At 62.9% G+C, this 19,939-nt stretch carries 11 protein-coding genes and 1 pseudogene; 7 read left to right on the top strand and 5 right to left on the bottom strand.

Translation table 11 applies throughout. The annotated features are described in order from the left end of the window. The 6 genes and pseudogenes from BG60_RS38845 to BG60_RS30765 all read left to right on the top strand — a co-directional run. Nucleotides 1-975: pseudogene (locus BG60_RS38845) on the top strand (hypothetical protein); the annotation flags it as partial. Further along, nucleotides 966-1,406 (top strand): dUTP diphosphatase, encoded by a 441-nt coding sequence (gene dut, locus BG60_RS30785; protein ID WP_034473838.1) that lies wholly within the window; start codon nucleotides 966-968, stop codon nucleotides 1,404-1,406. The pseudogene BG60_RS38845 and the gene dut, both read left to right, overlap by 10 nt. Nucleotides 1,407-1,642: 236 nt before the next feature. Next, nucleotides 1,643-2,359: an AAA family ATPase gene (locus BG60_RS36500; RefSeq protein WP_081851905.1), complete on the top strand. Its 717-nt coding sequence runs from the start codon at nucleotides 1,643-1,645 to the stop codon at nucleotides 2,357-2,359. 8 nt (nucleotides 2,360-2,367) lie between these two features. Next, nucleotides 2,368-2,724 (top strand): hypothetical protein, encoded by a 357-nt coding sequence (locus BG60_RS30775; protein ID WP_034473837.1) that lies wholly within the window; start codon nucleotides 2,368-2,370, stop codon nucleotides 2,722-2,724. 312 nt (nucleotides 2,725-3,036) lie between these two features. Continuing rightward, nucleotides 3,037-3,771: a replication initiation protein gene (locus BG60_RS30770; RefSeq protein ID WP_034473835.1), complete on the top strand. Its 735-nt coding sequence runs from the start codon at nucleotides 3,037-3,039 to the stop codon at nucleotides 3,769-3,771. Beyond that, nucleotides 3,768-4,070 (top strand): hypothetical protein, encoded by a 303-nt coding sequence (locus tag BG60_RS30765; RefSeq protein WP_152563245.1) that lies wholly within the window; start codon nucleotides 3,768-3,770, stop codon nucleotides 4,068-4,070. The genes BG60_RS30770 and BG60_RS30765 overlap by 4 nt, the downstream gene beginning before the upstream one ends. Nucleotides 4,071-4,126: 56 nt before the next feature. Here BG60_RS30765 and BG60_RS36495 read toward each other — a convergent pair whose 3' ends face one another. From BG60_RS36495 to BG60_RS30745, 4 genes are all read right to left on the bottom strand, one after another. Next, entirely contained in the window at nucleotides 4,127-4,594 is a 468-nt protein-coding gene (locus tag BG60_RS36495; RefSeq protein ID WP_075583588.1) for a lysis system i-spanin subunit Rz, read from the bottom strand. 68 nt (nucleotides 4,595-4,662) lie between these two features. Further along, complete coding sequence (locus BG60_RS30755) at nucleotides 4,663-5,022, bottom strand: hypothetical protein (RefSeq protein WP_051996749.1); 360 nt, start codon at nucleotides 5,020-5,022, stop codon at nucleotides 4,663-4,665. Continuing rightward, nucleotides 5,019-5,246 carry a DUF7940 domain-containing protein gene (locus BG60_RS30750; protein WP_034473831.1) on the bottom strand — a complete coding sequence of 76 codons (228 nt, stop codon included), beginning with the start codon at nucleotides 5,244-5,246 and terminating at the stop codon, nucleotides 5,019-5,021. Before BG60_RS30750 ends, BG60_RS30755 begins: the two co-directional genes overlap by 4 nt. Further along, nucleotides 5,243-5,794 carry a glycoside hydrolase family 108 protein gene (locus tag BG60_RS30745; RefSeq protein WP_034473829.1) on the bottom strand — a complete coding sequence of 184 codons (552 nt, stop codon included), beginning with the start codon at nucleotides 5,792-5,794 and terminating at the stop codon, nucleotides 5,243-5,245. Before BG60_RS30745 ends, BG60_RS30750 begins: the two co-directional genes overlap by 4 nt. A gap of 168 nt (nucleotides 5,795-5,962) precedes the next feature. On the opposite strand from BG60_RS30745, the gene BG60_RS30740 reads away from it, so the two are divergent. Further along, nucleotides 5,963-6,259 (top strand): hypothetical protein, encoded by a 297-nt coding sequence (locus BG60_RS30740; RefSeq protein ID WP_034473827.1) that lies wholly within the window; start codon nucleotides 5,963-5,965, stop codon nucleotides 6,257-6,259. A 197-nt stretch (nucleotides 6,260-6,456) separates the two neighbouring features. On the opposite strand, the gene BG60_RS36490 is transcribed toward BG60_RS30740, so the two are convergent. Next, on the bottom strand, nucleotides 6,457-19,773 hold the full coding sequence (locus BG60_RS36490; RefSeq protein WP_051996747.1) for a PLxRFG domain-containing protein: 13,317 nt from the start codon (nucleotides 19,771-19,773) through the stop codon (nucleotides 6,457-6,459). Nucleotides 19,774-19,939 lie beyond the last annotated feature (166 nt).

Genomic DNA, 19,939 nt, shown 5'->3' with positions numbered 1-19,939 from the left:
CTCGAGGAACCGATCAAAGAACAGATCCGCCTCGAGGAAGAGCGCGTCGAGCGCGAACGCCTGGAAGCCGAGCGCAAGGAAAAGGAGCGCGTCGACGGCATCCAGAAGCGCATCGCGGAAATCAGCGCGATCCCGGCCGCGTCCGCAGAGGACAGCACGGAAGATCTCGCCGCGACGCTCGCGGACATGCAAGCCTACGAGATCACGGACGACGACGGCTTCGCGGAATTCATCGCCGAAGCGCGCGCCGCGCGCGATGCGACGCTCTTCAAGCTGCAGACGATGCACGCGGCATCGGTCGCGCGCGACGCCGAGCGCGCTGAACTCAATCGCCTGCGCGCCGAGCAAGCTGCACGCGAGGAAGCAGCTCGCCTCGAGCGGGAAGAGCTCGCGCGCCAGAAGGAGGAATTCGAGCGCCAGAAGGCAGAGTTCGAAAAGATGATGGCTGCGGCACAAGCGAAGCCCGAGACGCTCGTCGAGCAGAAGCCCGAGCCGGACGTCGAAGATGCATTCCCGCCGATGCCGATCGTCCCGGTTCCGCTCGCCGCGCCGGTTGAAGCGCTCGATCAGTTCGCATCGAGCACGGCAGAGGATGACGAGATCGAAGATCTGTTCGACCGCTCCGAACACCCGCCGCGCATGTTCATCGAGCCGACCGCCGAAATGGTCGAGGAAGCATTGAGCACGTGCCCGGAAGGCATCATTGTCACGACGCGCCCGACGCATCCCGGCCAACTGCCGACCGGCTACTGGATGGATGGCGAGTATTGGGGGCCGACGCCGGCCGGCACGGACAACATGGCGAAGGAATTCGCCGGGCAGACGATCAAGCTCGTCCCCTTCTGGTCGCATGAGAAGGAAGTTCGGTTCTCGATCGGCATGGAAGGCGGCGAAGTGGTCTATGCCGTCGAGGAAGAGGATGCTCCCCTGCTCGTTGCGAACCTGTTTGCCCAGGAGGCCGCGCAATGCTGCTGAAGATCAAGAAGCTGCATCCGGCGGCGATCGTTCCGAAGTTCGCGACCGCTGGCGCCGCGTGCTTTGACCTGCACGCGATCGAAGCGGATGCGTTCAAGCCGCACCCGACCGACCAGCACGCCGCGATCTTTCGCACCGGCCTCGCCGTCGAAGTCCCGCCCGGTTTCGTGATGATGATCCACTCGCGCAGCGGGCAAGGCTTCAAGGATGCGATTCGCCTGTCGAACTGCGCAGGCGTGATTGACAGCGATTACCGCGGCGAGATCATGGTTTCGCTACGCGCCGACGGCGAGACTTGCACGAAGGTGCGCGACGGCGAGCGCATCGCGCAGGCAATGATTGTCGCCCTGCCCGTCGTGCAGATCGTCGAGGCGGAAGAACTGAGCGACACCGCGCGCGGCACTGGCGGATTCGGGAGTACAGGCGCATGAGCGAGTGCGAGGATCGCTTGACGCGTTACTTGCGAGCATTGGTGCAGACGCTATTGCGACGCAGAAAGAACGCCTACGAGCTATGTCACCTGATAGGTGTGAGTCGCGCAGAAGCGGCGGCTATCTGGCGAGACTACCAGTAACACACGAAGCAGCCCGGCCACACGCCGGGCTTTTTTCATACCACCGCGCAATGACGCCTTGATAAACTGCAATTCCCCTTCTATGATCCACGCATGAATAAACGTATAGCTAGGTGTATAGCTATACAAAACCGTAGAGGGGTTCCAATGTCGGTATGCGTGATTGGCGCAGAAAAGGGAGGCGTGGGGAAGTCCACGTTGACAGAGAACGCCGCGGCGATACGTGCAGAAGTAGGGTATCGCGTCGTGATAGCTGACTTCGACAATCAGGGGACGTGCAGCAAGTGGATCTCGCGCCGCGAGGAACACCCTGATCTAGCGAAGATCGCCGTGCGCAGACTCCGCAAGGAGGATCGCGGGAATCTGCGCGCATTCGGTGAATTGGTGCAGGAACTCGTCGACAGCTACGACGACGTGCTGATCGACGTCGGCGGGCAGGACACCGGGATATTTCGGGCCGCGCTTGCAGTCGCCGACAAGGTGATCGTGCCGCTGACGCCTTCGCCGGACGATCTCGACACCGTTCCGGATCTCGCAGACATCGTGCGCCGCTTCGATAAGCCGCTCGACATCCGCATCGTGCTCAACATGACGTCCGGACAGCCGACGATGCTCAAGAGCATGAAGAAGGGGCTCGAGGGATTCTCTGACGTACTGCCGCTCATGCCGAAGATGATCGGCACGCGCGTCGCGTTCAAGTACGCGAAGAACAAAGGGCAGGGCGTCGCGGAACTGTCGAAGGCGGACGGTTACGACCCGCATGCGGCGAACGAAATGAAAGACTTTTACCTTGGAGTATTCGGGAAATGAGTAAGGAAATGGGAGCGCCACGCGGGCGCAACATCCTGGCGGATCTCGAGCGCGCGCAGGACGTAATCGCAGACGCACCGCCGAACGAACCGCCTTCTATGCAGACTCAGCCGGCCGTCGTTGTGCGCGAGCATGAAACGGTAGTGGAGGGCGACGGCAACCAGAAGGCGCAGGCGATGAAGCTGCTGCGCGCGGTGAAGCGCCGCAAGGAGCCGACATTGCAGACGAACGCACGCTTCCCAATCAGCTTGCTCGACGACATCGACGATCTGGCCGAAGTCCTGACCATGACCAAGACGGACATCATGGTCGAAGGCGTGCGGCGCGAAGTCGCGCGGCTGAAGAAGCTTCACGGCATCGGCTAGGGATTTAATAAAGATTTAACCTTGTTTTTAAAGGCTTTCGGCGTCGCAAGTCCCTGATTTTTAAGGCTCAAAAGTCCCTTATTGGAGCAAATAGCCCGGTCGAAATGGAGCAGATAGCCGGGTTATTGGGGCATACGTCCGGGTTATTGGAGCAAATAGCCGGGTCAACTGGAGCAAATAGCCCGGTCAATTGGAGCAAATAGCCGGGTAGTTATCCACAGGGAGCGCGGCCGTCCGAAGATTGAAGTTTGCACCGGAGCAACGGGCATAGTAGGGTGCTTGAGTGCTCCAAATACCGGGGAATCTGCTCCAATGGCAGAAGTGACCGCAGTTCGACTCGGCGATAAGTGGGTGACAACCGCGAACGATCTGACGCGCGCGGCGCACCGTCTCACGCTCGGCGAGAAGCGATTGATTGCCGCGTGTATTGCGCAGGTGAAGTCCGATTCGCCGCTGCCGGCGACGACAGACCGCACGCGAAAGACATACACCGTTACCGCGGCTGAATATGCCGAGCTCTACGACGTGTCGCGCGACACCGCGTATGAACAGATGCGCGCGAACCAGAAAACGCTGTGGGCGAAGGAAATCCAGACGATCAAGCCAAACGGCAAGGAAGGCCGCAAGGTGCGATGGGTGCAGGAGATCGCGTACAACGACGGCGAAGCGAGCGTAACGCTGATGTGGTCCGATGCAGTGTGCCAAGTGCTATTCAACCTGTCTGAGCAGTTCACGACATACAAGCTCAAGCACGCGGCCCGCTTCACGACAAAATACGCATGGACACTCTTCGAAATGCTGGCGATGTGGCGCAAGGCCGGGCGCTTCTCGATGGACGTCGACACATTCCGCGACAAGCTCGAAGTCAGCGCGACCGCGCGCGCCAATTACAAGGAACTCCGCGTGCGCGTCATCGAGCCGTCTTTGCGTGAGATTCGAGAAAAATGCGGTATCGTCGTCACCGTCGAAGAACGCAAGCGAGGCCGGCGCGTCGCCGAACTGGCTTTCTCATGGGAGCCAGATCCACAAGGCACACTCGCGTTTTGAACGATAAGTTTCCTTATGTCAAATTGATTATGAAAATCATAAAAATCATTACCGGAAGTTTGGTTATCGCGGCGCTCGCGGGGTGCGCTGCTAGTGTCGATCAGATCCAGACCGGCGACGGCCGCAACGGATATTCGATCTCCTGCAACGGATCCGCCGACAGTTGGACGAAGTGCTATCGCGCCGCGACGCAGGCATGCCCGGCGGGATACGACGTCGTGGATCGTGACAGCAGCAGCACGCCGACCGCGTACGGGCCGATGGTCACGCGCAGCATGACTATCGCCTGCAAGGCATAAAAAAAGCCCCGCCCGAAGGCGAGGCAAAGGACAGCAGCCGGGCGAGCGCGACGCGCTCAAGATCCCGGCTGCACCACGCACACAGTACGAATGTAGTCTTGGGCCGCGCGAAGCTTCGTTATTTCGCGGTCGCCGCGCTCGGTGATACCGAAAAGCTTGTTCGTAGCTCCGCCGTCAAGCTCGGCCCAGGCGGATCCATGATCCATGCCGGCGGCGCTGGCGGCGTCGGACACGTTACCGCCACTGCCTGCGCCTGACGTACAGCTTGAGACTGCGAACCGCAGGCGCAGAGAGCCATCGGCAACAGCAGCGCGCAAAGCATCGTTTTCCACTTTCGCATCGTTCCTCTCCTTCGTGTATTTGGCATCGAGCGCCGCGACATCCTCATCGCGCTTCTGCTTCCATGCGACGGCGGCTTGCAGAGCGCGCTGCGTCGTATCGTTGGCGGCCGCAAGATCTTGCGCATGCGCCGCAACTTCTTTCGCGATCTCCGCGCCGTAGCGCGGCGCCTCGACGTAATGCATCGCGCTCGCGCCGAGCACGGCCGCAATGAGATACGGCGCGAGCCGCGCGAGAATCGAAAGGACTGCGGTCATGGTGTCGGTTCCTCCTTCCCATGCACGGCGGTTGATAGCTTCTCGACGACTTCCTTGAGCGACTTCACCTGCTGCTCGAGCGCCGTGATTTTTCCCTTGAGCTCGCCGATCTGCTGGATGGCGTCGTTGCGCTCGGCCGCGAACTTGTCGGCGCGCGCATCGGCTTCCTTGCGGGCGTCGCGCTCGTCGGCAAGCGACTGGCGAAGCTGCGCGATGGTGTCGATCTTTCCGTCATCGCTTGCTGCGTCGACCTTCTCTTTCCGGAGAAAGCGCCGCATGCCGAAGAACACAGACATCGCGATCGCCGTTGCACCGCTGCCGCCGAGCGCGGATTGAAATTCATCCGGCCCGATCATTGATTGCCGCCGGTCAACGACGGTTGTTTGATGACGCGCGATAGTGCCGACGCGAGGCCGCACACGATCGACAGCGCGACGAATTCTTTCGGGGTCACGAAGTCACGGATCGCCGGGAGATTGTCTTGAACCTGCGCGGCGATGCCGAACAGTGCGGACAGAATGGCGAAGCGGACGGACCAGAGGCGGTGCCATACCGCGCTTGCGTCGTCGATCAGTTTCATGCGGGCTCCAGGTTAGACAAACGGGTTTGCCAGCCGTACTCAAAGCGCTCCTGAGACGACTTGCTTTCGGCCTGCTCGATGTAGCTCGCGCCGCGTAGGTGCTTAACCATGTCGCACAGCACGGAGAGGCCGCGCGTGCCACGCGCACCGACAAACGCATTGAGCGCCGAGAGCGTCATAGCGCCGATGCCGCCGTCGGCGGTGATGTCGGGATAAAGCGCACCCTCGTTGTTGAGCACGTTGAGCGAGCGCTGCAGATACTTGACGCCGGTCGCCTGCCCCATGTTCACGCCTGTATCGAACAGGATGAACGCGAGGCGCGCATCGATAGCGTTGATCTGGTCGAACTTCGGTTGCGTCCAATAGCGCTGGCGATAGATCGCGATCGCATCGGAGCGCTTCATGTCACGCATTGCGCCTTGGTAGCCAAAGGCCCGCGCGACAGCCGCCGTGATGCCGAAGTTGGTTTCGCCGCCGCGATCGGCCGGATCGTTCACGTATCCCGCCTCGGTTTTTAAGACTTGTTCGATGTAATCGTCGGGGACCATTGAAAAGACTCCGCTTCTAATGGTCGGATTCTATGTGCAACGGTCTGATTTTGCGACCGTTTTTTGTTTAGAGATATCTTTATTGGGAACCGAATATCTGAGAAACTATGCCGTGCGCATTAGTTTAGTGTCGCACCAAAGCACAATATCATTACGCTTGGAGATCGAATGGCGAACATGAACCCGCGTCGGCGCACCACGCCCGGCCCGAAGGAAAAGACAGGCATCAGCGAGGGACGATGGGCCGAAGGCGATCCGGCGAAGAAAGTGGCGATCAACTGCCCCTTCCCGGAGCCGACGATGTTGCAGCTCGAATGGCTGATCGAAAACAACTTCATCCACTCGAAAGCGTCGTTTATCCGCGAAGTGGTCGCAGCGGCCGCGACGCGAGAGGTTGAGCGCGCAAAAAAGATCCGCGCCTTTGTCGAAAAGCTCGACGCACAAGAAGCAGCAAAGACCAAGTAACAGTCAATTCTGACTACCGTGGGCGCGAAACGATGCCGTGCTTTCGCTGCCGTCCTGACCGACCGGCCAAAGGACGAGCCATGCCCGCACCAGATTCCACAAATTACCCATACGGTGTAGACGACAGAAAGCGACGCCGCCTTGGGTGGGTAGCAATCGCTTTCCTTGCGGCGCACGTCGCCGCGTTCATCGCCCTATCAGTCTTTCGGCGCTAGACCGAACAGTGCGCGGCGTTCCTCCGCTTCGCCGCGCTGCTTCTTCGACTCGCGACCCCACATGCCGGCCGCGCCGTTGCGCTCGGTGTCAATCTTGCGACGCAGCGCACCGCGCTCGATCTTGATGATGTCGCCCGGCTTGCCTGCCGCGTCCGCCTTCTGGTTGTGCGCGTCGATGTCAGCGAAGATCTGGCCCATTTCGGCGTCAAGCTTCGCGCGCTCTTCGTCCGTCTTGGCCTTCTCCATCTGAACCATGATGCGCGCAAGCTTGTCGTTGAAGTCGCGGCGCAGACCATCAACGGATGCCGCGGCGCGCTTCTGCGCGTACGTGTAGTCCTTGATGTCCGTGACCTTCGACGGCGTGAAGCCCATTGCCTTCATCGCGAGATCCGTGTTGCTCAGATCTTCCGGGTTCAGGATGCGATTGCCCTTGCTGTCGCGCACGCCGTCGACCGCCCAACCGCCGGCCGTGATCCAGTTCTTCATGAAGTTCGGCGCGAGCTCGGCGGCCGCTCCGAAGCCGTCGCCTGCCTGCGACTTCTGGAAAGCGCGCGTCGGGCGGCCGACCAGCATGTCGAACGAGACGCCGGCCGCATTGAGCGCCGAATCCGGCATGATCGAACCCATGCCGACGCGCGTCAGATCCACGCCCGCCGGATACGTCACACCCTTGTTCACGATCTGCGCGATGACGTTGCTGCCCGACGTCTTGGCAACCCATTCGCGAAGCTCGGTTTTCAGGTCGAGATCTTCCTTCGTGATGTTCGTGTAGGCCGCCTCGACCACCTTGCGCATGTCGTCCGCGCCCGGCATGCCCCAAAAGCCCGACAGCGCGTAGAGCGTCGCGAGCGATGCGGCGGCCGCCATCTTGCCCTTAGTGCCGTGCAGCTTCGCCATGCGATACCACGTCTCGAGCGTTTGAATCATGAAGCCCTTGAACTGCATGATGACGGCGCCGAGCCCGCGCATGACGCCCGGCCGGTTCGCCTTACCCATGCGGAACTGGCTTTCATCGACGGCCCATTCGGCGAATGCCTTCGGGCTCCAACGGTTCTTGCCGAGAATCGTCTGACGCGCGAGCGCGTTCTGTCCGAGCGACGTTTCTGCCTTCCGGCGCGTCGCGTCCTTCTGCGCGAGGCGCGCGGCCGCGATGAACGTCACCAGACGATTCAGGCGTTCGGCGCCGGAGAACAGCACCGACACAGCCTGCGATGTCATGTTGGCGTACTTCACCAGACGGCGGCGGCCGACGTTGCGCTGACGCGCGGTCATCATCATTTCGTACGTGTCCTGCGGCACAAACGCGCCTTCAGCCCACGCCTCTTTAACGATATCGCGCACGTCGGCGGGCGCCTTGTTCGGATCGAAAATGTCCAGCCCGACGCGCGGCATCGCGAGCATCGCGAACACGTCCTTGTACGCGCGCGCCAGTTCGAACGAGACGCGGTGCGGCGCGGCGACTTGCATTAGCGTCGGGAACGTCAGCAGCGGAACCTGCGTCAAGTTCGCGAACGCGGTTGCCGGCGTGCCCGCGATGTACATGAAGTAGCCCATCTGGCGCACGGTCGCGAGTTCTTCCTGCGGCTCGTTCACGTACGCGCGGTACTTCTGCGCGTAGCTGTAAAGCTTCGGCTGACCAACGATGTCGTTGACCGCGCCATCCCACTGCTTCATGTGCGAGCGCCGCGCGAGGTAGCCGGCCATACCGATGATGTAATCCGCGATGCCGCGCTCGAAGTCGCCGGTATAGCCCGGCACGTTGTCCGAATGGAAGAAGTGTTTGCGGAACGACTTGCCCTTGATCGCGTCGGCGAGTTGGTCGCGCACGGCGTCCCACGTATCGTTGTCGATGTTCGCGATCTGCGCGAGCGCATCGACGTCGGAGAGTTTCACCGGATCGTCCGCCTTGCGCTGCTCCGGGGCGAACGCGCTGATGCGGCGGTTTTTGTGACCGTCGACATACTTTGCGCGCGCCGCGTCGATCGCCGCCTTCACTGCCGGAATCTGCTCGATGCTGCCCTGCGTTTGCTTCGCCTTGCGCTCGCCGAGAATATCGGTCAGGCCCGTCTCCACCTTCGTCGAGTAGACAGTCCTTTCCGTGCCGTCGGCTTGTTGCTCCTTCACCGTCACGACGTAATCGCCATAGCGTGTGAATGGCACGTAGCCCGCGCGCTTCGCCTGCTCGATCTCCGACACGAAGCGAGCCATGTTCTCGAGGCGCTCGGCCTCCTTCGCTCCTACCTGCGGCGTGATAAGCGCCGTGATCTTCTGCGCGACATCCGACTGGCCTTTAAACTGGCCCAAGCCGAGTTCCTCAAGCGTCTGATCGCGGAACTTGTCGAGCGCCGCATCGAACATGTCGCGCAGGCCGAGATACGCCTTGATCTCGCTGTCCGTCAGCTTGACGACTTCGCCGACGCTCGTAAGCGTGGATTCGAAAGGAACGTCCACGACTTGCGGCTTGCCGTTGACCATTTCGATGCCGCGCCGCGAGCCGGTATTCGTCACGCCGTCGCGCAGCTCGTCAGCCTCGAAGTTTTGCGACATCAGGCGGCCAAGCTCGAGCACACGATTGACGTTCAGCTTGCTCTCTTGCGGCAGGCGGTCGTACGCCTGCGCGTGCTGGCCGAGTTCGCTGATCGTCGCGTCGCGGGTTTCACCCTGGCTGATGCCCGTCTTATAGACCGGCGTGAATTTCGGGAAGAACGCCGCGATCTGGCGCGGATAGTTGAACACGCGCGAGACGAGCGACAGATCCGACACCACGCGACCGACGTAATCGGCGCGCATTTCCGGCGCTTCGTCCAACGATTCGTGCGCGCGGCGAAGCGCTTCTTCCGCCTCTTCCTTCGAGACGGAGCGACGCGGCCCGCGCGGCTCGGTCGGGCCGTTCGGCGTCGTCGCGCGATCGCGCAGCGCCGCGGCCGCGAGCGCGCGCAGTTGCGCAGGCGTCACCTTGCCGAGTTGGATGCCGAACTTGCGCAGCAGCCACGACTTCACCGCGCCGAGCACGTCATCCGCCCACTTCCGGAACGCGCCCGGCGCCTGCTCGTATTCCTCGACCGTGTACGCGCCGAACTCTTCCGCGCGCACCGCGTCGTTTTCCATCGCATCGCCAGCCAACTCCGCGCCCGCCACGCGGCGCCGCGCCGCGTCGTAGAACTGGCGCGCGGCGCCCGTCGAGCGCTCGGCTTGCATGCGCAGCGAGTGAAGGCGCTTCAGCAGGTTTTGCCATGCCGCGTCGCCGATCAGGCCGCGCACCGGGCCGTGGAACATTTCGTGAAGCAGGACCGCTTGCGCCGTCTCCGGCGTCAGGTTGTCGGCCGCAAGATGGATTGTGCCGTCCGGCATTGCGACCGCCTGCGTGCCCGCCGGGTGCGAACCCGGGATGTCTTGTGCGGTATGGTGCAGCACGATAGCGCCGCCTTCGATAAGGCCCGAAACGAACGCGCCAAGCTCGCCAGTGCGCAGCGCCGCACCAACATCGCCGCGAATGACATTTGCATTTTCGCTGGACCGTTCTACAATGGTCTGAGAGCGGTGCGACTGAGGAAGGGTTCTGTCGGTCGTATCAAGTGCGCGTAGGTTCGCAATACTCGCGCGGCCGTTCTCACCCCCTGCCAAGTTGTCCATCGGCGTGCGGCGGTTGTATGCCGTCACAAGCCACGTCTTAGCCTGACCATCCCAATCCAGACGAATCGAAGCCTCGCGGCGGCCATCGCCGATGTAGACGCGATCGGTATGACCGGGAATGCTGTAGACCGTGCCGTTTTGCAGGAGATCGGCAAGCCCGTCAAGCCACTCTGCGCCGCGGCGGTGCGCGATGTGCGCGAGCCCCTTGCTGCTGTCGCCATAGACAAGGCTGACCTCGCCGATGCCGGGACGGTTCACCACACCGACCGCCTCGCCCGTCTTGTCCTGCATCAGACGTTCGATTGCGCCCTGCGGGTTGTCCTTGAACTGCTCGAGCACCGGGCCGAACTCGGCGGAAACCTTGCCATCCGGGCCGATGGAATATCGCGGCTTGTCGCCGCCGGCCGTCGGATCGACGTCGAGCGTCGCGGCGAGCGCTTCGGCGCTCGGCTGTTGCTCGGGCTGCTCCTTCGCAAGCTCGGTTTCGAGCTCGTTCATGTCCGCGACCTTCTCGAGCAATTCCGACTCTTCCGGGAACGGTGCCCCCAAGCGGCTTTCGATCTGCTTCAGGCGGCGCTGCTCGCGCTCGATGACGTTGCGCGACTCGGCCGCTTCCTTGTCCAGACCGTTGATCTGGTTCGCCGCGCGCGCCGCGATGCCGTTGATTGCGAAGTCTGCGTCGACCGGCCAACGAACGAGCGGCGACGGATCGGTCGGCAAGCCGACGTGAACGCTTGCGCTGTAGTCACCGAGCTTGTTGCCGCGCACGCCGTAATACGTGACCGGGAAACCGCCGATCTCGCCAATCTTCTGCTCGCCGTCGAAACTGTCGTCGGACAGGCGCTTGAATTCATCGAAGATCGCGGCCGAGAAATCGTCGCGCGCGTCGTACTTCGTTTCGCCGACCGTGGCTTCGAAGTCGCCCGCGCGGATTGCCTTGCGCGCCGCGAGCGCGGTATCGATCGCCTGCAGAAGCTTCTGATTGCGCTCGACATTGGACTCAGCCCAATGCTTGTCGCGCATCAGCTTGTTCTGCTCGTCGTAGTGCGCCGAGCGAAGGCGCTCGAGGCGGTCGACGTCGCCTTTCAGGCCGGCGAGGCGCAGATAGCGCTCGTCGCCCGATGCCAGCGCGGCCGCCATTTCGAACGCCGACGCTTCCGACACGTCATCCAGCGAGCGGATCGAATCGTCGCCGTTCATGGCCTGCTCGATGAAGCGCGCCTTGCGCGCATTCATGCCCCACATCGTGCTGTCGTAGCTGCCCTTCGTCGCGTAGGCGTTGATCGCCACGTTCGGATTCTGGTTGCCCTGACGGACGATGCGGCCCTCGCGCTGCTCGACCGATGCCGGGAACCACGGCGCGTCCAGGTGGAACAGGTGCGTCAGGCGCTTCTGCACGTTCACGCCCGTTTCCATGTCCTTGCCGCCGATCAGGATGCGCTTCTCGCCCGCGCGCATCGCCGCGAACAAGCGCTCCTTCTTCGCATGCTGCTTGTTATCGCGCATGAACGCGATGTGCGCGCGCGGCACGCCGGCTTCCGTCAGGCGGCGCTCGATCCACGCGTGCATGTCGAAACCGCGGCTTTCTGCTGCGGCCTCGCCAAGACCGATGTCCGTAAAGATGATGAGCGACGAGCCCTTGATCGGGTCCGGCTTGCCGGTCGCCTTGTCGGTGTATTCGTTGTTCGCCGTCTCGCGATATGCCGCGATCACATCGTCTAGCATCTTATTGAGCTTCGACTTGGGATCGTTCGGGCGCGACGGGTCAACGAATCGCAGATCAATCGCCGAGAAGCGGCCGTCGGAAATCACCTTCAGGATGATGTCGTCGCCCTTCTGCGGCGGACCCTTGCGCGCGCGGATTGCGGCGATGCGCTGCTCGAGCTTCTTTTGATACTCCTTGTAGCCGTCCGGCGCCTGCGTCACGACGACTTGGCGCTGACCGCCATCGACCGTCGGACGCTCCACCAGCGCGCCGAGATTCGAGCTCGTCAGGATGTCCATGAACGAGCGAACGCGGCGCATCAATTCCGGCACGTTCTGAAACTTGGCGAAGCGCGCGACGTTCTCATAGCCGCCTGCCGCGTTCTGCTCAAGCCCCGTCACGACGTCGCCGTACTGCGCGGCCCACGCGTCGAAGTTATCAAGGCCATCTTCCTCAAGCTGCTGCGCTTGGAAGAAGCGTTGCACCGTGAAGAGTTCGCCCATCGTGTTCGTGATCGGCGTTCCGGATGCCGCGACGATCGCGCGGCCGGGATTCTTGCCGCGCAGATATTCGACCTTCATCATCAGGTCCATTGCGCGTTGCGAGCCAGCCGGGTCGATGCCCTTGATGTTGCCCTGATTCGTCGCGAAGTCGAGCTTGCGGAACTCATGGAATTCGTCGACGTAGAGCATGTCGGCGCCGAGTTCTTCGAACGTCAGAACCTTGTCCTTCTTTTCGTTGCTCTGCTTGCCTTCCAGTCGGCGCTCGAGCGTCTCGATGCGGCGCTCGATTTGCTTCGTCGTGATGCGGTCGCCCTTGTCCACGTCGTCGAGCATTTCTTGCCATTCGGCAATCTGCTTGTTGATGTAGCCGTCGGAGAACTCCTTGCTCATGCCGATGCGGCCGAACGCGGAATGCGTAATCACGATCGCGTCAGGATTGTTCAGCGCGGCTTGCGCGATGAAGCGGCGGCGATTGTGCGTGTGGAAATTCTGCTCGTCCGCAACCATGATGTTGGCGGCCGGATAGAACTCGAGGAATTCGCGCGCGAACTGCGCGAGCATGTGATTCGGCACCACATAGACCGGCTTCTTGATGAGGCCGAGCCGGCGCTGCTCCATGCCGCCCGCGATCATTTCGAACGTCTTGCCTGCGCCGACGGCGTGCGCAAGGTATGTGTCGCCCTGCTGAATCTGACGCCAGATCGCGCGCTTCTGATGGTCGTACGGCTTGAAGCGCGACGACAGGCCCGGCAACGTCAGGTGCGAGCCGTCGAACTTGCGCGGCGCGATGTTGTTGAAGTGCTCGTTGTAGTGCGCGGTCAAGCGCTCGGCGCGCTTCGTATCGGTCCAGATCCAGCGGCGGAACGCCTCCTTCATCTTGCGCAGGATGTCGTTCGCCTTTTCGGTTGCCTCGGCATCGGTGTGCGTCTTGCCCGCCTGATCCTTATACGTGATCTTCACCTGACGCGAGTTCAGCGCGGCGTCGAGAATCATGCTCGACGGCATGCGCTCCATGCTCCATTCGGACACGTTGCGCTCGTACGGCGTCACGTCCCACGCGTTCAGCGCAGCGTTGTACGTCACGCGCATGCGATCGCCGATGACTTCCTTCGCGAAGTCCTCGATGTCCTTCGGCTGCACCCAATTCTGACCAAGGCGCACCGAAATATCCGTCGGGCCGAGCGGGCGCGGCTGCGCTGCAATCAGCGCTTCGACGTTGCGCTGAAAGCGCGGGTTCGTGCGCGCCGCGGCGCGCGCTTCCTTCAGCTTGCGCACGACGTTACCGGACAGGTAATCGTCCGCGAGCGCCCAACCCTTGCCCGGCACTTCATAGATCGACGAGCCGAGATCTTCAATCACGCGCGACGGCTCGACGCCCGCGAGACGCGCGATGTCGTCGATATCGAGCGAGCCATTGCGGTTCAGTGAGACGAAGAGCGCGTCTTGCATCGTGTGGATCTCCGGATCCGTCGGCTTGTTCAGAACGCGGCCCTGCAGCACGGCGCCGCGCACGATCGAACCATCCTCCTTGATGCTTTCGAGCGCATAGGCAAGCGCGCCTTCCGCGTCGACGCCGAAGAGCGCACGGTTCTTGAAAAGGCGCGTGGACGTCACTTCGCCATCCGGGCCGGTGCGCTCCATCGTCGTGTATTCGAGGATGTTGCCGTGCTTTTCGACGAACGAACCGTACGCCTTTTGCAGATCCTTGAGCGACTTTTCCCAATTACCGTCGTTCAATTGGTCGTACTGCGTCTGCTTCATCGCGTCGCGCAGCGCAACGTAATCCTTCAGCCATGCTTTCTCGCGCGGCTTGAGCGCGATGACCTTGCCATCGGAGCCGAAGCGGTTCATGACTTCGACGCCCGAACCGTCCTCGACTTGCATCAGGCGGCCGCTGTCGTCGACGTACAGACCGCCCTCTTTCCGATGCTTCGGATTGAAGTCGCGGTCCTGCACGACGGCGCGCTCGGCGGCCGAACCCTGCGCCGGGCGATAGACGTTCTCCGGCAGATTGCCGAGCGCTTCAGCGAAATGCTGCTCGATGTCGCCCTCGCGCGGGAGCACCGTGTATTCGTTCGCACGGTACATGGAGCCAGTCAGCGCGTGCGTGCCGAGCACCATATCCGGGTGCGCCGCGAAGTATTCGTTGACGTGCGCCGGGCCTTGCGGCGTCTGCACTTCGGCGGTGTTCATCCACTTCACGCCGTTGTCCGCGATGCCGGGGCCGCGCTTCTGCAGGAAGATGACGTCGGTCACGACTTCCGTACCGGCGTTCGCCTGGAATGCGGTCTGCGGCAGGCGCACGGCGCCGATCAGGTTCGCGCGCTCGGCCATGAACTCGCGCGCCTTGCTGCTGCCCTTGTCCATCGTGCCCTTGCTGGTCACGAATACGACGAGCCCGCCCGGCTTCACGCGGTCGAGCGTCTTGGCGAAGAAATAGTCGTGGAGCATGAAGCCTTGCTTCTTGTACTCCGGGTCGTTCGTGATCTTGGTCGATGAGAACGGCGGGTTGCCGATCGCGGCGTCGAAGAACTCGCGCGGGAGCGACGTTTTCGTGTAGTCGCCGTGGATGATGTTGCTCTGCGGATAGAGCGCCTTCGCGATTGCCGCCGTCACGCCGTCATACTCGATGCCGGTGTAGTGGCTGTTCGCGGCGATGTGATCCGGCATCAGGCCGTTGAAGTGGCCGACACCCATGCCCGGCTCGAGCATCGTGCCGCCCTTGAAGCCCAACCGGTCGAGCGCGTTATAGATCGAGCGAATGACGCCTTCGCTGGTGTAGTGCGCGTACTGCGTCGTGCGGCGTGCAGTCTCATACTCTTCCGGCGTCATGGCGGCCTTCAGGCGTTCGCCGAGCGCGCGCCACTGCTCGTTCTTGTACTGGCCGTACTGATTCGGGAACAGGCCGTTCGCGATCTCGCTCGCGCCCATGCCGGTATATTTCGCGAGCTCGCGCGCCTCTTCCTGTGTCGGGCGGCGGCCTTCCGCGGCGAGGCGCTTGACCGCCTCAATGATGCCGACGTTGCGCTCGGCAGTCTTGAACCAAGAACCTTCGCGAGTCAGGTCGCCGACGGCGATTCGATGGTTTTGCCCTGCTGCGCTTCGAGGGAGCGAATTTCCTCCACCGCTTGCGACATGGCGGTTTCTTCCGCCGACTTTGCGTTTTGGTTGAGCACCTGCGTCCGCGTTGTCGGATCCGCCACGTACTGCGGGCTCGCTTCCGACACGCTGCTGTTGATCGCCTCGTCCTGCATCTGCGCGACCGTGTTCGACACGTTCGCCAGCAGGTTGCTCAGATACCCCTTCAGCGTTCCGTCCTGCGTCATCTGCGCGTACGCTTTCGGCGCTAGATCCTTCATCGCCTGCTCGAGCGTCCGCTTCCACTGGCTTGGCGTCATTCTCACTCTCCGTTTCGGCCGGCTTCTCGGCCATCAGTTCGCCATGCACGCGCTTGGCTTCGGCGCTATCCGTCATGCCCTCGGTATCCAGACCGGGGAAGTGACGCGCGCCCTCGTAAAACGATAGCAGATACGGCTTGATCTTCGCGCCGAAATCATCCATGAGTGCGCCAGCGAACGCAGAGAACTCGCGCACGCCCGCCTCGAGGTATGCGCCCGCGATCGTCAGGCCATCGGCCATGATCTCCGGATCGATGCCGCTGTTCAGCGTGCCGAGTTTCGACTTCAGGCGCGCGCGAGCGGCCGCAAGCTTGTCCTCGGTGAACATTTTGTTCTTGCTGAAGTCGATCTTCGGCTTCTTCCCCTTCGGCGGCTCCGGGTCAGTCTCCGGCTCGGGCTTCGATTCTTCAGTCTGTGCGCTCGGCGAGTTCTTCACCGCGTCCAGCGCTTCATGAATCGGCGCGTCGAGCACGATCGCCTTAACGTCCTTGCCCTCTTCCTTCGCGGCGAGCGCTTGATGATGGCCGTCGACGATATGGCCGTCGTTCGCGACGATCACAGAGCGGTCGCCCGTTGCTTCCTTCGCCTTCTCGACTTTCTCCGGGGAGTACTCCGCTTGCGTGGGCTTCAGTTCATCGGGCGAAACCATCTTCGTTTCATGATCGATGCCCTTCGCGTTCAGGTGATTGACGAGCGCGCCGTGCGATTCCGTCGGAACCTGCGGCATCTGATCGCGCGGAATGCCGAGCGTGCCCGACTCTGCCGGGAACAGTTCGAAGCCTTCGGCGGGTGCGGCGGCTTTCCGCTGGATCTCGAAGCGATGCTTCTGCGTCTCGACGGCGTGATGCGTCTCGCCCATGCCCTTTTTCGCGATGAACGCGTCCGCCTTCTCGCGCGAACCGAACCACTTCACCTTTTCAGGCTCGGTCGTTGCGGCGGGGCTGGCGGGCGGCGTCTGCTCGGCGGGCGCAGCATCATCCAGCGCACGAATGCGCGCGGGCTCGCCGCGGCTCTTCGACTCGAAGCCGCTGCGATAGCTGTCGACCGGATTGAAGCCGTTCGGCTTCATGTCCGGCGTCGCGCGCGTGACGCTCGCTTCGTCCATCGGCTTGCCGGCTTCCGCGTCGAGCCAGCCACGCAGAAATGAGCCGGCGACGCCCGTCGACGGATCCGGCTCGTTGTTCGCCTGCCATGCGGCCTTGAATGCCTTGTCCGACTTCAGCTTTGCGCGCACGGCACCTTCGCTGGTGTCGACGGCGGGCGCGGCGGCCTGCGCTTTCGCCTTGCGGCCGCCGACGGCTCGCTTCGGCGTCAGTGCAGCGTCCGGCTGCTGTCCGCTCCGACCAGCGCCATCAGCGTTATCCGCGCTACCGGGTTGCTCTTCGCGAGCGACAGGAGCACTCGCGGATTGTTCAGCAGGCGCAGCATCAGCACGTCCATTCGCGGAGTCCTCCTTGGCGGATTGCTTCGGCGCGACAAGCTGCGTGAGCGGCGGCAGCGTCAGCGTGCCATCGCCATGCGCGCGCACGGCATCCATGACCGCCTTGCGCGACGTTTCGAGCATGTCGTTAATCTGCTGCTCGGTGCGGCCGCTGCGCTGTGCGAGCGCGGAGATCACAGCGGCAGTCGACTTGCCGCCTTCCGAGTTCACGCCAGCGCCCAGGCGCACGGCGTTCGCGTTGCGCGCGAGATCGTAATGCTTGGCTTCCGCTTCGCTCGCGAATTGAACCGTGACCTTGCGGCCCTTCACGTTGATCGTGCGCGTCGCGGCTGCGTCCGGCTTCGCTTCGGCGGGCGCTTCCTTCTTCTGCTCGGGCGCGGCCGGCTTTTCCGGTGCCGGCGCGACCGGCGCTTCGGCGGCTTGCTCGACCGGCGCGGCGTCTTGCTCGGGCGCAGCAGCTTGCTCCGCACCTTCCGGCGCGATCGTCACGCCGTCGGCGTGCGTGAAGTGATAGATCTGGCCGTCGTCGCCGAGCACGCGCGCGGCGAACTCGCCGTTCGGGCCTGCGCGGTAACGATCGATTGCGCCGGTCAACTGGCCTTGCGGACCATTCACAACGACGCGTTCGCCCGCCTTCGCGGCGGTCGCGACGCCTTCTTTCTGCGCGGCGTGCTGGCCGGCGGCGTTCTTCACAGCGGCCGTCAGCGGACCATCGTCGGGTGCCGCTTGCGTCTGCGTCGGCGCGGGGCCGTTGAGTTGACGCGTCGGCGCGTTGAGTTGCGGCGTGCCCGCCGGGCGGTCGGTCGCCCAACCCGGCGTGCTTCCGGTTTGATTGATGCCGCCGTCGATCGTGTTCGGGTCCGCGTTCGGGTCGATCGCCTTATGCTGCGGACCACCACGGCCCGCGGCGCCCGACATCGCACCGCCAGTCAGGCCGCCGACGGCAAGCCCCTGCGCCATGTTCTCGCCGACGCCATCGAACAGGTCTTGATTCTGGTCGATGTTCTGTTGCGTCGCGACGTTCTGGCCGAGTTGTTCGCCCGCGCTCTGCACGGCTTCCGTCGAACCTTCGTTGGCGAAGCCCTTCATCACGCGCTTGATGAACGGGCCGCCTTCCGTGAGGATCTTGCCAAGGAAGTGACCGCCGACGTGATTCACTGCAGCGTCGACGATGCCGCCGACTTGGCCGGATGCCTCGGCGGTGTCCGCAATGAGTTGCGCCTTGGCCGTCTCGGGCGTATAGCCCTGCTTCAGCAGTTCGTGATACTGCGGCGACGTTTTCGCGAGTTCTTCCGGCGTCTTGTCCTTGAGCGAGTCGGCCGTCTGAAGCGATTGCTGCGCGTAGCCGACCGCGCCTTCGGAGCCCGCGCCCACGCGTGCGGCCGCATGCTGCGCAGCTTCAATGCCGACTTGGCGCGCGGCTTCCTTCGTCATGCCCTGCTCAAGCGCCTGCGCTTCAGCGCGCGCCGACGCGCCTTTCGTCAGGTATGCCGTGACCGCGAGCGCGGCCATCGTCGGCAGCGAGCGGATCGCATCGCCAACAACCTTCGCCGGCTCGAGATACGCGGCCTTCTTCGGATCGAGCGTCGCGTATTGGAGATCGCCGAAGCGCGCCTTCGCGTCCGGCGTGATCTCGTCCATCGTGTCGTTGCCGTGCTTCTGCATCGATGCGGCGAAGCGCGACAGGATCATCGACGCACTGCTGTCCTGCACTTCCTTGAGCTTCTTCGGATCGTCCTTGAACAGTGCGGCCGCGTCCGCCTTCGAAAGCGTGAACGGGTTGAGCGTGTCGAGAATCTTCGCGGCCGCGCCGGCCGTGTCGTACAGGCCCGCCTTGAGCGACTTGCTCAGATATGAGTTTTCCGCGGCGTCTTGCGGGCGATCGCTAAACGGATTCAGGAAGTCCACGACGCCACGCGCTGCGTCGCCGAGCGCGCTCTTCGGCGTGCTCGAGAGGCCATCTGCGGCAGGCGTCGACGCGGGCGCCGGTGCGGAGGCGGGCCCGGCCGGCGCGGCGGCCTTCTGCTTGGCTTCGATCTGCGCGGCTTCGTCCGGCGAAAGCACCTGATAGCGGCCGGGCTCGTCCTTGTCGAGCGACGCTTGCAGATTCGCCGCGTCGTTACCCATAACCTGCTCGCCATCGCCGAGCGACGGATCGAGATTGACCTTCGAGCCCTGCAGAAGCGCGCCGATGCGATCGATCTTCGGCATCACTTCGCGCTCGTACTTCGCGGTGTTGTCGCCCCAATAGTTTCGGTTGTCGCCGCCGAAGTGCGCCTTCACGACGTCGGCCATCGAATAACCGGCGTCGAGGCGGCGGCGGATCTCCTTCGCCATCGCCGGGATTGCTTCATCCGGGTTGTACGGGTTGATGCCGAGCCGGCGCGCGGTGTCGTCGGTGAACTGGCCCATGCCCTTCGCGCGGCCCCATTGCGTCTGCTGGCCGAGCGCCATCGGGTTATAGCGCGATTCCTGATGCGCGAGCGCCATCAGCACATTCTCAGGAACGTCGAAAGCTTTTGCCGATGCGGCGAAGAGTCCTGCGTACTTCGCGGGCGGAAGGAGATCGCCGTCGTCGGATGCGGCGGCTTTCGTGCGCGCCGACGGGCGCGGCGGCATTTGGAACGCGGGCGTCGGAGCTGGCGTCTCCGGCAGATCAATATCAGGAGTGGCGGAACTTTCGGCCGCCTGCGCCTGAAGATCCCTCGTCAAAACATCATACGGGTTTTGGATAAACGAATTGTCTGCCACGGAGCGCGCCTCGACCGTTGAAAGTGGTCCGATT

The organism is Caballeronia zhejiangensis (assembly GCF_000698575.1).
In the GTDB taxonomy this organism is placed as follows: domain Bacteria; phylum Pseudomonadota; class Gammaproteobacteria; order Burkholderiales; family Burkholderiaceae; genus Caballeronia; species Caballeronia zhejiangensis.
Note: the sequence above shows the minus strand (reverse complement) of the source record. Positions and strands in the feature narration are given on the sequence as shown.